The sequence below is a fragment of the Chryseobacterium rhizosphaerae genome, assembly GCF_003385455.1.
GTDB lineage: Bacteria > Bacteroidota > Bacteroidia > Flavobacteriales > Weeksellaceae > Chryseobacterium > Chryseobacterium rhizosphaerae.
This window is the reverse complement of record NZ_QNUF01000016.1, coordinates 19,871-32,290: the sequence shown is the minus strand read 5'-3', so window position 1 is coordinate 32,290 and position 12,420 is coordinate 19,871. Positions and strand designations below refer to the sequence as shown.

The following is a 12,420-nucleotide window of genomic DNA, read 5'->3' as shown; positions in this document are numbered from 1 at the left end:
AGTATTCCTGTTACCAACACGTTATCCACATGTTATCCACAATATGAATAATTTTAAAAGCCTTATCTTTGCTCCGCATATAAACCATTTATGAAATACGCAAAAAATATTCTTGAAACTATAGGTAATACACCGCTGGTAAAACTTAACAATGTATTAGGAGAAGACTTTCCAGCATTAGTTTTAGCAAAAGTAGAGACTTTCAATCCCGGAAATTCAGTAAAGGACAGAATGGCTCTTAAAATGATAGAAGATGCCGAAAAAGACGGCAGATTAAAGCCTGGAGGAACCATCATTGAGGGAACTTCAGGAAATACAGGAATGGGATTAGCGCTTGCAGCGATCATCAAAGGTTACAAATGTATCTTTGTAACGAATTCCAAACAATCAAAAGAAAAATGTGATATCCTTCGTGCTGTAGGTGCTGAGGTTATTGTATGCCCTACTGACGTAAAGCCTACTGACCCACGTTCTTATTATTCAGTTTCCAAAAGACTGGCTAAAGAAACGGAGAACGGATGGTATGTAAATCAGTATGATAATTTATCAAACAGAACAGCTCATTATGAGTCTACAGCGCCTGAAATCTGGGAACAGACAGAAGGAAAACTGACTCACTTTGTAGCTGGTGCAGGAACAGGAGGTACGATTACAGGATGTGGAACATTCTTCAAAGAAAAAAATCAGGACATCAAAATAATCGGAGTAGATACTTACGGTTCTATCCTGAAAGAATTCCATGAAACAGGAGAACTTCACTATGACCATGCCTATACTTATATTACAGAAGGGATTGGCGAAGATATCATTCCTGAGAACTATGATATGTCTGTCATTGATCATTTTGAAAAAGTAACAGATAAAGACGGAGCGATCTATGCAAGAAAGCTGGCTAAAGAAGAAGGAATTTTCTGTGGATATTCTGCAGGAAGTGCTATTGCTTCTCTGATCCAGATGAAAGATCAGTTCACGAAAGATGATATCATTGTTGTTTTACTTCATGACCACGGTTCAAGATATGTAGGAAAAATCTACAATGACGAATGGATGAAGGAAATGGGTTGGCTTGATTAATAAGCGGATACTTTACGATAAAATAAAAATCAGAGCAAAATGCTCTGATTTTTTTATTCTTTATTAATATTTTCTTTGAGTGTCTTTTTGAGTAGGCTATACTCCTTTTCACTCATTGCTTTCTTTGGAAACATATAACTGTACTTACCTTCCAGAGTGATGAATTCATTATTACTATCAAAATATTCAAAATCTTTCCATTCGCTGGTTTCTTTCTCTCCGTCAATATTGACCGTAAAAAAAAGAGAATCAAATCTTATTTCGTAGACCTTACACTTTTCAAGCACACCCAGGTAATGATTCACCTGTTTCTTCCATCGGGATACTTTATTAATGCTTACAGACAGAAAAACCGTACAAAGCAGGAATATAAAGCTCAGAAAATATAAGATTCCCACACTGTCTTTGCTCAAACTGTCTTTCAAAAGAAATGCAATAAACAGAATAACAGCAGCCACCATGGTCGTTATGGTTTTACTTCTGGTAGTAGGTGAGAAAAGCAAACTTCCCTGGTTTCCGCTAAAATAGATTTCTTCAAAAGTCTTTCTGTCAGGTCTTAAGACAATCACCTTTTCTTCACTCATAATATAAATATATACTTTGCTTTATAAAGCTGCAAAGCTAGCTAAATATCTTCATATTGATCACTTATAGCAGCAAGTTTGTTCATCAGTTCCCTGTTTCTGTTTTTCAGGGCATTCAGTTTGTTCAGCATATTATGAATCACTTCAAGACCGGGAAGATTGATTTCAAGATCATAATGCCAGTTGGAAAACTTTTCAAGATCCTGCAGATCTTCATACATCAGATAATGAATATCATTTTCAATATGAATGTTTAGCAGACCATACTCTACAAGATCATCAAAAAAAGTGATTTCTATATTATAGATTTTTACGAGTTCTTCCCGTGATATTCTTTCACTCATAGCCTAGGAATTTTTTAGTTGTTCAAAAAGTTCTTTTTGCTTTTCTGTAAGGTTTACCGGCAATTTCACTTCATAGGTTACAAAAAGATCGCCATGCTGTCCTTCTTTTTTATAGATAGGAAAACCTTTTCCTTTAAGCCTTACGGTCATCCCGTTTTGAGTTTCCGGTTTTACTTTAAGATTGACACTGCTATCCAGGGTATTTACTTTTACATCTCCCCCTAAAACAGCAGTATACATATCGATAACGACTTTAGTTTTCAGGTCATCCCCTATTCTTTCAAAATCCGGATCAGCCGGAATATTGAAGGTAATATACAGATCCCCGTGAGGTCCACCGTTAAAACCGGGATTTCCATGTCCTTTCAACTTAATCTGCTGCCCATCATAAACCCCTGCCGGAATAGTAATTCTCACTTTTTTACCATTGATTTCAAAAGTTTGCGGATGAGTGGTAGCAGCATCTCTTAAATTCAGGTTCAGTTCTGCCTGAACATCTTTTCCTTTAAATTTTCCGGAAGCACTTCCCCGTGAACTTTTGCTAAAGCCTCCAGCCCCTCCAAACATACTTTGAAAGAAATCTGAAAAATCTTCCCCTTCACCAAAATCTGCTCCGGAATATCCTCCGTTATAATTCTGCTGCTGTTGATATTGTTTCTGCTGTTGCTGGGCTTTTTCGTATTCTTCGCCATGTTTCCAATGCTCTCCGTACTTATCATATTTTGCACGGTTTTCAGTATTACTGAGCACTTCATTGGCTTCATTCAGTTCTTTGAATTTTTTTTCTGCTTCCTTATCGTCAGGATTAAGGTCAGGATGTAGCTTTCTGGCCAGTTTTCGGTAGGCTTTCTTGATATCATCCTGTGTTGCGTTTTTATCTACGCCTAAAATTTTATAGTAATCTATATAAGCCATAGAAATGATGTTTACTCAAATTTATGAATTTTATCTTTGAAAACCCCATAAGAAAACACTTAAAAACATGAAAAAAAATATTAAAAATTCTGATAGACAAAAAAAGAGATGAGTAATCTCATCCCTTTTTATTAGAATTATAAATAAATTATCTACGAATAATTTTATCTGCCACACCGTCTTTATCATATCGATAATCTGCTAAGGTATAGGTATTTGTAGGTCCATATCTACCAGTATAAATTTTACCAAATGTTCCGTTGCTTAGAAATCCGTATCTGTATTCCCAATAAGCCGGTTTTGGAGTAGCACCATCTGTGTTTGGAGCTCCTAATAAAAGAACTCCGGCAGCATGGGGAGACGCCATGGATGTTCCGCTAATGGTATTGTAACCGCCATTTAACCATGTTGATTTTACCTGGAATCCCGGAGCTGCATAATCTACAGGAGATCCATAATTAGAAAAATAAGCCCAGTAATCTCCTTCAGCCGAAGCGGAAATAGTATAAACATTGGTAGCATTAACAGCAGCCGGTGAATAATAACTGGCATCATCATAAGAATTACCTGCTGCTATTGCTAGTCTAATACCTTTTTCTGCTACTTTTAAAACAGCCTGTTCTGTAGCCGAATCTCTATATCGTGATCTAGGACCTAAGCTCATATTGACAACATCCTCTGCTGAGGCATTTGCATATACGTAATCTAAAGCAGAAACAGTCCATGAAAAATCTCCTGTTCCATCACTCTTTAAAACCTTTAGTGCAACAACTTTAGCTCCGGCAGCAACTCCAACAACTCCAATATTATTGTTAATAGCTGCAATAGTTCCTGCCACATGGGTTCCATGCCCGTTTCCATCATCAGGATTGTTATCTCCGGCAAAGGAAACACTTCTTTGTGTATCTACATTAAGATCCGGATGATCCAAATCAATTCCGGAATCAATAACCCAGGCTGTTTTTCCAGTTCCATCTCCTGCACCTCCAACTCTTGTAATCCCCCAAGGAATCTCCTGTGTTGAAGCAGCTTTAGCAATGATCCCTGTTGTTTTCCCTAATGAAACCTGATAATCCTGTTCAACACTTTTGATTTTAGGATCTTTCCTAAGTGCTTCTACCTCAGCATCAGTAAGATTTTTTGCAACAAAACCTTCAAGGGCATATCCAAAAGCATTAGAAATCTTTTGACTATTAATACCCAAATTCAATCCATTATCTTTGCTTTTTAATTTATCCAACAGTGATCCTGTTTGTCTTAAATAAGCCTCTCTATTCTGGAGTGCACCTTTAGAAACAGCAAGGCCACTTTTATCAAGAACACCATCATTCAAAACAACAATGTACTGTCCAGGAATAGGCTTGGAATCAGCAGAAGCTACCTCATCAGAATTCACAGCAGCATTCGAATTGGGATTAGATTCAGGCGTATCACTGAGTCTATCAGAGTTACAACTTACAGTGATTGCTACAGCAATCAGCAATAACGAAATTTTGTTACTTCTCATCATATTTGTAATGTTTTTTAAATTAAACAGTTTACAAATATATTATAATTATTTAATTTTAAAGCATTTTTCATAATAAAATCAAATAATAATTAATAATAAAATACAATTGAATACAAATTATTGAATTAAATGCAATTTAAATAATTTTATTAAATAGAATATTTGTAGTATAAAATTTCATGATTAACAAGACAAGCAGTTCAATTTCAAATAATATTTCAAAATTGTGTGATAAAATGGATTTTAAAATAATAGATCTATTTTCTGCTTACACTTGGAAAAGGCTTATATTTGAAAAAAAACTTCACATGAAAGAGGTACTAAAAAACTACTCCGGAATTATATTTTTACTCTTAGGAATTAGTGTTGGAAGCATTATAGGAATTACTGCTCCCGGTATTGTAGAGTATATAAAACCTCTGGGAGATATTTTCCTTAATCTTCTTTTTGTAAGTGTGGTACCTTTGGTATTCTTTGCCGTTTCCAATTCTATTGCTTCTCTGGAGCAGCAGTCAAAATTTGGAAAGATTATTCTTATCATGGCTCTTACCTTTTTATTTTTCATCCTGACAGCCGCCATTTTTACGATCTGTGCAGTCTATCTCTTCCCTGTTTCCGGGGTTTCCGGAAGCTCTGAAGCTATTACAGAAGCAGCAAACAATGATACATGGGGTGACAGGATTGTAGGCTTTTTCACCGTAGGAGAATTTACGGCTCTTTTTTCAAGACAGAATATGCTGGCTCTTCTTATATTTGCTTTTATGACGGGTTTTGCTGCCCGAAAAACGGGAGAAAAAGGAGAACCCTTCAGGGTTTTTATTGCCTCAGGTTATGAAGTTATGAAAGAGCTTCTTTTATTGATCATGAATCTGGCTCCTATTGGTCTTGGGGCTTATTTTGCTTTTCAGGTAGCTACTTTAGGACCTCAGCTGTTTGGATTTTACGCTAAACCTTTAGGCTTATATTATATTGCAGGAATTATTTATTTCTTTGTCTTTTTTTCTATTTATGCTTTTATGGCCAATGGTCAAAAAGGAGTGAAAAGTTTCTGGACCAACGCCATTTATCCTAGCCTTACTGCCATAAGTACCTGCAGCAGTTTTGCTACCATGCCTGCCAACTTACAGGCAGCGTCTAAAATTGGAATACCTAATTCTATTGCCAACCTGGTTATTCCTATTGGGACAACCCTCCATAAAAACGGATCTTCTATGTCTTCCATTATAAAAATCTATGTTGCTTTTTTAATTATTGGAAAAGACTTTTTTGATCCCTCGAATCTATTGTTGGCATTGGGAATTACTGTTTTTGTAAGTATTGTAGCCGGAGGGATTCCCAATGGTGGGTATATTGGTGAAATGCTGATGATTTCGGTATATAAATTACCTCAGGAAGCTATCCCTGCTGTAATGATCATCGGAACATTGGTAGACCCGTTAGCCACTGTTCTGAATGCTGTGGGCGACGTCGTTGCCGCAATGTTTGTCAACCGGTTTGTGAAGACCTGATTGTAGAATAATCCCCGGCCAATCTTCCCCATAAAAACGACTATAATAACCGTTTAAGCTTTATTTTACATGAATTCCTTTTGTCAAAGTATTGGTTTATACACGCATAAAAATATTGACATTGACCTCAATACAGCTGAGGTTATAGAAAGGCTAAGGAAAATTACTTATCCAACCCATACTACTTTTATATCCCTGATTTCAGATCCGGCAATTCCCACAAGATTTAAATACAGAGGAATGGTGTATGAAAAAAACTTCACGATTAAGAAAAGAAGGTGTTTTTTTGATATCAACCTGAATTATCCGGTGATTAAGGGAAGTCTGTATGATCAGAATAATAGAACTACTGTTTCCACAGCGTGTATTCCCTCTTTTTTTCAGATTGTCACTCTTGTATTGTTGCTGGGCTTTTTCTTAGTTGCAGTCACTGTCAATATAAAAAATGGGGTTCAGGATTTTTCTTTCATTGCCGTTTCTGCTCTAATGCTGGGAACCCAATATTTTGTTTTAAAAAGAGAGATCATAAAAGGAAAATACGATTTTGAAAGAGAGTTGGACCATATGGTTCAAAAAAGCAGCAATACAGTTCTCCACTATCCCTATTCTGCCAGTCTTTAGACTCTATCCTATTCACTCCTTAGTACGGGTTCCAGGTTTTCATATTCTTCGGGAGTAAAAAGTCTGTACTGAACTTTAAAGGTCTTGCCCAAAGGTGTTTCCAGTGAAAAGCCTCCCGGTCCGAAACCTTCTGCCACATCCAGGGTAAAGTGTGAGTACTTCCAATATTCAAATAAATCCCGGTCTATCCAGAATTCATATCCATGGATGGTTCCGATCATAGCATCATTCATTCTGGGAAAAAAACCTCCTTTCTCAAAACATTGAGGCTGCGTTCCTTCACAGCATCCGCCGGCCTGATAAAACATCAGCGCCCCATATTTATTTTCAAGCTCCCGAATGACCTCAAGTGCCTTTTCCGTTGCTGAAAGCCTTGCTATTTTTCCTTCCATTTTTTTTGCTTTTATATTGAAAAAAGTCCGGCAGATGAATCTGCCGGACATAGGTACTCATTATGGTTTAATTTGAGCCGGCAATGTCTAATACGATTCTGCCATCAATCTGCCCTTTCTTCATTTTATCAAAAACATCATTAATATCTTCGAGCTTTGCGGGGGTTACCGTAGCTTTTACAAGTCCCTCATTGGCAAAATCCAGTGCCTCCTGCATATCCTTTCTTGTTCCCACGATAGAGCCTCTCACAGTTATTCTTTTTAAAACGGTCTCAAAAATCGGCAGTTCAAAAGATCCGGGAGGAAGTCCGTTTAGTGCAATAGTACCTTTTCTTCGTAAAACATCTATTCCCTGTTTGAAAGCAATAGGAGATACTGCTGTAATCAATGCGCCGTGCATTCCGCCAACTTCTTTATGCAAATATGCTCCAGGATCTGTATTTTTTGCATTGACTACCAGGTCTGCTCCTAATTTTTTTGCCAGTTCGAGTTTATCATCAGCAACATCAATGGCGGCAACATGCATTCCCATTGCCTTAGCATACTGAACCGCTACATGTCCCAATCCTCCGATTCCTGAAATGGCTACCCATTCTCCGGGTTTTGTTTCTGTTTCTTTTAATCCTTTATAGACCGTTACTCCAGCACATAAAATAGGGGCTATTTCCAGAAAGTTGACATTGGATTTTAAATGTCCTACATACCTGGAATCGGCAATTACATATTCTGCAAAACCTCCATCTACACTGTATCCTCCGTTTTTCTGAGCTTCACAAAGTGTTTCCCATCCCGTTATACAATAATCACAACAGCCACAGGCATTATACAGCCAGGGAACTCCTACAGCATCTCCTTCTTTTACGAAGGCTTCAGGTCCGCAGGCTACTACAATTCCTACTCCTTCATGTCCCGGAATAAGTGGCATTTTAGGCTTTGCCGGCCAGTCGCCATCTACAGCATGTAAATCTGTATGGCAGACTCCACAGGCGATCACCTTTACCAAAACTTCATACCTTCCGGGTTCTCTTACGGGTACTTCTTCAATTTTCAGTGGCTGTCCATAGCCCTGAACTACTGCGGCTTTCATTGTTTTTGGGATCATATTCTATGTTTTGAGTTGTTTTCTTTGGGTTATTCTATTTCATGAATTAAATAGGCTGCTATCCCGGTACACACGGTATTTCTCCGCGTGAGGGATAGTAAGGGCGGCGAGGTACGAGCCGGTGCGGAATGTAATGGAGCACCGAAACGAAGTGAAGCCCTGAATAGCCCGGCCGTTTTGCCCTGGAATAGCCAAGGCAATCGGGCACGTCCTACATTAAATATTAAAAGAAGCCTAATTTATTTTTGTTATAAGAAATCAGCATGTTTTTGGTCTGACGGTAGTGATCAAGCATCATTTTATGGTTCTCTCTTCCGATTCCCGACTGCTTGTATCCTCCAAAAGGAGCTCCTGCCGGATAGGAATGATATTGGTTTACCCAAACTCTTCCTGCCTCGATCTGACGCGGAATATTGTACAGCTGGTGTGCATCTCTGGTCCAAACTCCGGCTCCAAGACCGTAAATGGTATCATTCGCAATTTTCACTGCTTCTTCCTCATCTTTGAAAGTTGTAAACGCCAGTACCGGACCAAAGATCTCTTCCTGGAATATTCTCATTCTGTTGTTACCTTTGAAAATTGTTGGCTGAATATAGAATCCGTCTTCAAGATCTTCTCCCAAATCATTGACATGACCTCCCACCAGTACTTCTGCTCCTTCTTCTTTTCCGAGTTGGATATAGGAAAGTATTTTATCTTTTTGGATCTGTGATGCCTGAGCTCCCATCATCACGGTTTTATCCAATGGATTTCCAACTTTAATCGCTTTTACCCTCTCGATCACCTTTTCGATAAAAGCATCTGCAATATCTTCCTGAACCAGCAGCCTTGAAGGACATGTACAGATCTCTCCCTGGTTAAGGGCAAAAAGAACAGCTCCTTCAATCGCTTTATCTAAGAATGCATCATCGGCATCCATTACCGAATTGAAGAAAACGTTTGGTGATTTTCCTCCCAACTCCAACGTAACAGGAATAATGTTTTCTGTAGCATACTGCATCACCAGACGTCCTGTAGCTGTAGAACCAGTGAAAGCCGCCTTAGAGACCTTAGGATTGGTTACTAAAGCTCTTCCCAATTCTGCTCCGAATCCATTTACAATATTTATAACACCTGCAGGTAGAAGGTCACCAATAAGCTCCATCAGGACCATAATGGAAACCGGAGTACTTTCCGCAGGTTTTAATACGACACAGTTTCCGGCAGCCAATGCCGGAGCCAGCTTCCATACCGCCATCAGTATAGGAAAGTTCCATGGGATAATCTGTGCAATAACGCCAAGAGGTTCGTGTACAATAAGGGATACGGTGTCTTTATCCAATTCGTTATGAGAACCTTCTTCTGCACGGACTACAGAAGCGAAATATCTGAAGTGATCAATAGCCAGTGGTAAATCTGCCGCCAACGTCTCTCTTACTGCTTTTCCATTATCAACGGTTTCTACAATGGCAAGATATTCCAGGTTTTGCTCTATTCTGTCTGCAATCTTATTCAGGATAATACTTCTTTCTGTAGATGAGGTATTTTTCCAGGTTTGAAATGCTTTGTCTGCAGCATTTACCGCAAGTTCCAGGTCTTCTTTGGAAGAATGGGCTACCTGAGTGAAATTTTTACCGTCTACGGGAGAAACTACATCAAAATACTGCCCGTTAACAGGCGGTGTAAATTTTCCGTCAATATAATTATCATATTTGTTTTTAAATTCAGGACGCTGTAAAAGAGTCGCTGATCTTGGTTCTGTAATAGTGCTCATATTAGTATATTTTACATTTTTCTGTAATGCCAAATTACACGTACACCTCCAAAAACATATAGCACAATCGTATAAAAAAAGTGCAGAATAGTGCAGATGTTCAATTTTTATCATTTTATTAACAGCAACATACAGCCAAATTCTCTATATTTGAGTTACCTGCTTCATAAAAATGTTTAGAAATGAATAACAATAATAAATATTTAATAGATACTCCTGAATTAACGAAGGAAAATCAGCTATTGAACATTGTTGAGAACCAGACAAAATTCAATCTAAACAATTGTGAATTCAGTATCTATGAAACCCATAAAGCGGCTTTTGATGTAAAACTTCACTTCGATAATATAGCATTTACAGCAATGCTGAGAGGCAAAAAACATATGAAACTGGATAATAAGACCAACTATTTTGATTATTTCCCCGGTGAAAGCATTCTGGTGGCTCCGGGAGAAACCATGGTCATTGATTTTCCTGAAGCTGATGAAACTCCTACCCAATGTATTTCTTTGAGCCTAAATCCTGAGTTTATAGAAGACTCCCTGAATTACCTGAATTATAATCTCCCCAAAGTGGATGAAACCTCACAGTGGAATATTCATCTGGATGAGTATTTTCTTTTTAATAATCAGGCTCTAGCCTCTGCAACCAATAATATCATGAGAATTGCTATGGATGATAATTCTCAAAAAGATATCATGGCTGATTTTGCCCTGAAAGAGCTGCTGATCAGGCTAATGCAAACCCAGGCAAGAAGCATGGTGGAAAAAAACATGGTGAAAAATAAATCAAGGATAGGCTTTGTTGTAGATTATATTAAGAAAAACCTTCATCAGAAACTTTCTATTGACAGCATTGCAAGGCTGGCTTATGTAAGCAAATCCAACTTTTTTAGAATGTTCAAGGATGAGCTGGGAACTTCTCCCAATGAATTTATTTTGCAAGAGAGAATCAACAGAGCTAAAGAATTACTGGCAGATCAAAACAGCATTAAAGAAACAGCATTTCAGACCGGCTTTTCAGATACCAATTACTTTACACGGGTATTTAAACAACTTGAAGGCACTACTCCCAAGAATTATCAGAATAAAATTATATTTTCGAGATAAGATGTTCTAATCAATGATTATTTTCTTTTGATTAAAAACTATATTCATTCTAAGAAAATAAAAGAGGCTGCCTTAAAAGCAACCTCTTCAAATTAAATCAAAATTTGTTAATTATCATATCCTGGATTGGATTCTACCAAATTCCCAGCTACATTTGTTTCTGACTGCGGGATAGGGAATGTTAATTTCTGATCCGGAATAGTTTTGTTTCGAGCTGGATCTGGAGTACCTGAAGTATTATAATAAGGTATTGTCTGACCCCATCTCAATAAATCCCAATATCTGAATCCTTCTCCTAATAACTCCTTCGTTCTTTCAGCCTTAACCAAATTAATATCCGTAGATACTAAAGGGGCCTGGCCTCTTGATTGTAAAATCATATTATGGTATTCAAGAGCTGTAGCTGCTGAACCTCCCATCAATTCAGCTTCTGCTCCATTTAACAATACTTCTTCATATCTGACCATTTTGATATTGCCTGCTCCTGTTTTATCAGGGTACTTACCATCCAGATATCTTGCATTAAGTAACTTAAATCTTGGATCGGTAACACTATTATACATGCTTACTACAGCTGGTAATACTCTTATGTTTTTATATCCTCCACTATTTACAAGGTTAGAATAACTGTCAAACGACAGCGCTGAAGCGGTACCTACTGCAATTTCAAAAACACTATTTGTATTCTCATTAGTAGCAAATGATTTTACAAGCGTATTTGCTGGGGTGACTTCATACTTACCTGAAGCCTTTATATCTGCTACATAAGATCTGACTTTAGCATAATCTCCTTTGTATAAATAATACCTTGACATTAATGCTTTTACAGAAATGGGATTGAGTACCGTTGGTTTATCACTTTGTAAAGTGGCATTACTCCCCATATAAAGCAAAGCATTAGCAAAGTCACTTTCGATCTGGGCTTCGGTCTCTGCGATTGTAGCTCTTTTCATCTTTGTTGTAGGATTGTAAACCAAAGGTAAAACAACCCCTAAATTTCCTCCTGAATATTTCTGACCATATAATCTTAATAGATCAAAAAAAGCTTGTGCTCTTACCGCATATGCCTGACCTTTAAGGTATCTTGCTTTTTCTTTAATCACATTAGAATCCACACTTTCGGACCACGTAAGTCCTGCCTCCTGAGTATTGATAACAACATTAGCATTGGCAACTGTCAAATACATATCTCTCCAAGTATTGGTTACATCACCATCTAAAGATGTGAAGGCATAATTTCCCCACGCTACATTACGCCCTGAAGCTCCTGTAGTATATGCTTCATCTGTATGAACTTCCCCATAGGCTATAAAGTTTCTGCCATAATAACTGACTGCCCTCATTCTCCCATAAGTACCATAAACAAAAGAAGTTAATTCTTCAACACTCGTTATAGGAGCTGCTTCTTTTTCCTGATAGAAAGTTGTCTCTACAAAATCATCACTACAAGAGGTAGCAACAAATAGTATAGAAAAGACTAATATGCTAGCTGAAAATATTTTTTTCAT

At 37.7% G+C, this 12,420-nt stretch carries 12 protein-coding genes; 4 read left to right on the top strand and 8 right to left on the bottom strand.

From position 1 onward, the window contains the following. Positions 1-90 precede the first annotated feature (90 nt). Positions 91-1,074, top strand: a complete 984-nt coding sequence (locus DRF57_RS14090) for a PLP-dependent cysteine synthase family protein (RefSeq protein WP_047495013.1) — start codon at positions 91-93, stop codon at positions 1,072-1,074. 53 nt (positions 1,075-1,127) lie between these two features. Here the strand turns inward: DRF57_RS14090 and DRF57_RS14085 are convergent, their stop codons facing one another. From DRF57_RS14085 to DRF57_RS14070, 4 genes are all read right to left on the bottom strand, one after another. Beyond that, the gene (locus DRF57_RS14085; protein WP_115919176.1) at positions 1,128-1,658 is read right to left on the bottom strand and encodes a hypothetical protein; all 531 of its coding nucleotides are present in this window, start codon (positions 1,656-1,658) and stop codon (positions 1,128-1,130) included. A gap of 41 nt (positions 1,659-1,699) precedes the next feature. After that, entirely contained in the window at positions 1,700-2,002 is a 303-nt protein-coding gene (locus DRF57_RS14080; protein ID WP_047495005.1) for a chaperone modulator CbpM, read from the bottom strand. A 3-nt stretch (positions 2,003-2,005) separates the two neighbouring features. Beyond that, positions 2,006-2,917 (bottom strand): DnaJ C-terminal domain-containing protein, encoded by a 912-nt coding sequence (locus DRF57_RS14075; RefSeq protein ID WP_115919174.1) that lies wholly within the window; start codon positions 2,915-2,917, stop codon positions 2,006-2,008. Between the two features lie 148 nt (positions 2,918-3,065). After that, the gene (locus DRF57_RS14070; protein ID WP_115919172.1) at positions 3,066-4,427 is read right to left on the bottom strand and encodes a S8 family serine peptidase; all 1,362 of its coding nucleotides are present in this window, start codon (positions 4,425-4,427) and stop codon (positions 3,066-3,068) included. A 308-nt stretch (positions 4,428-4,735) separates the two neighbouring features. Between DRF57_RS14070 and DRF57_RS14065 the strand changes: the two genes are divergently transcribed. Both DRF57_RS14065 and DRF57_RS14060 read left to right on the top strand, forming a co-directional pair. Beyond that, the gene (locus tag DRF57_RS14065; RefSeq protein WP_047495040.1) at positions 4,736-5,935 is read left to right on the top strand and encodes a dicarboxylate/amino acid:cation symporter; all 1,200 of its coding nucleotides are present in this window, start codon (positions 4,736-4,738) and stop codon (positions 5,933-5,935) included. Between the two features lie 69 nt (positions 5,936-6,004). Beyond that, positions 6,005-6,556, top strand: a complete 552-nt coding sequence (locus DRF57_RS14060) for a hypothetical protein (RefSeq protein ID WP_115919170.1) — start codon at positions 6,005-6,007, stop codon at positions 6,554-6,556. A gap of 8 nt (positions 6,557-6,564) precedes the next feature. On the opposite strand, the gene DRF57_RS14055 is transcribed toward DRF57_RS14060, so the two are convergent. The 3 genes from DRF57_RS14055 to DRF57_RS14045 form a co-directional block, all read right to left on the bottom strand. Further along, positions 6,565-6,948, bottom strand: a complete 384-nt coding sequence (locus DRF57_RS14055) for a DUF779 domain-containing protein (RefSeq protein ID WP_047494823.1) — start codon at positions 6,946-6,948, stop codon at positions 6,565-6,567. A gap of 67 nt (positions 6,949-7,015) precedes the next feature. Next, the gene (gene adhP / locus DRF57_RS14050; RefSeq protein WP_115919168.1) at positions 7,016-8,050 is read right to left on the bottom strand and encodes an alcohol dehydrogenase AdhP; all 1,035 of its coding nucleotides are present in this window, start codon (positions 8,048-8,050) and stop codon (positions 7,016-7,018) included. A 223-nt stretch (positions 8,051-8,273) separates the two neighbouring features. Further along, positions 8,274-9,803, bottom strand: coding sequence for an aldehyde dehydrogenase family protein (locus DRF57_RS14045; RefSeq protein ID WP_084085861.1), 1,530 nt, complete (start codon positions 9,801-9,803; stop codon positions 8,274-8,276). Between the two features lie 182 nt (positions 9,804-9,985). On the opposite strand from DRF57_RS14045, the gene DRF57_RS14040 reads away from it, so the two are divergent. After that, positions 9,986-10,912, top strand: a complete 927-nt coding sequence (locus DRF57_RS14040; RefSeq protein ID WP_115919166.1) for an AraC family transcriptional regulator — start codon at positions 9,986-9,988, stop codon at positions 10,910-10,912. Positions 10,913-11,019: 107 nt separating this feature from the next. On the opposite strand, the gene DRF57_RS14035 is transcribed toward DRF57_RS14040, so the two are convergent. Then, the gene (locus DRF57_RS14035; RefSeq protein ID WP_115919247.1) at positions 11,020-12,420 is read right to left on the bottom strand and encodes a RagB/SusD family nutrient uptake outer membrane protein; all 1,401 of its coding nucleotides are present in this window, start codon (positions 12,418-12,420) and stop codon (positions 11,020-11,022) included.

What these genes read in the sequence shown, in the direction of transcription:
- DRF57_RS14090 (WP_047495013.1), top strand. Translation starts at nt 91, where the DNA reads ATGAAATACGCAAAAAATATTCTTGAAACTATAGGTAATACACCGCTG.
- DRF57_RS14085 (WP_115919176.1), bottom strand. Translation starts at nt 1,658, where the DNA reads ATGAGTGAAGAAAAGGTGATTGTCTTAAGACCTGACAGAAAGACTTTT.
- DRF57_RS14080 (WP_047495005.1), bottom strand. Translation starts at nt 2,002, where the DNA reads ATGAGTGAAAGAATATCACGGGAAGAACTCGTAAAAATCTATAATATA.
- DRF57_RS14075 (WP_115919174.1), bottom strand. Translation starts at nt 2,917, where the DNA reads ATGGCTTATATAGATTACTATAAAATTTTAGGCGTAGATAAAAACGCA.
- DRF57_RS14070 (WP_115919172.1), bottom strand. Translation starts at nt 4,427, where the DNA reads ATGATGAGAAGTAACAAAATTTCGTTATTGCTGATTGCTGTAGCAATC.
- DRF57_RS14065 (WP_047495040.1), top strand. Translation starts at nt 4,736, where the DNA reads ATGAAAGAGGTACTAAAAAACTACTCCGGAATTATATTTTTACTCTTA.
- DRF57_RS14060 (WP_115919170.1), top strand. Translation starts at nt 6,005, where the DNA reads ATGAATTCCTTTTGTCAAAGTATTGGTTTATACACGCATAAAAATATT.
- DRF57_RS14055 (WP_047494823.1), bottom strand. Translation starts at nt 6,948, where the DNA reads ATGGAAGGAAAAATAGCAAGGCTTTCAGCAACGGAAAAGGCACTTGAG.
- adhP (WP_115919168.1), bottom strand. Translation starts at nt 8,050, where the DNA reads ATGATCCCAAAAACAATGAAAGCCGCAGTAGTTCAGGGCTATGGACAG.
- DRF57_RS14045 (WP_084085861.1), bottom strand. Translation starts at nt 9,803, where the DNA reads ATGAGCACTATTACAGAACCAAGATCAGCGACTCTTTTACAGCGTCCT.
- DRF57_RS14040 (WP_115919166.1), top strand. Translation starts at nt 9,986, where the DNA reads ATGAATAACAATAATAAATATTTAATAGATACTCCTGAATTAACGAAG.
- DRF57_RS14035 (WP_115919247.1), bottom strand. Translation starts at nt 12,420, where the DNA reads ATGAAAAAAATATTTTCAGCTAGCATATTAGTCTTTTCTATACTATTT.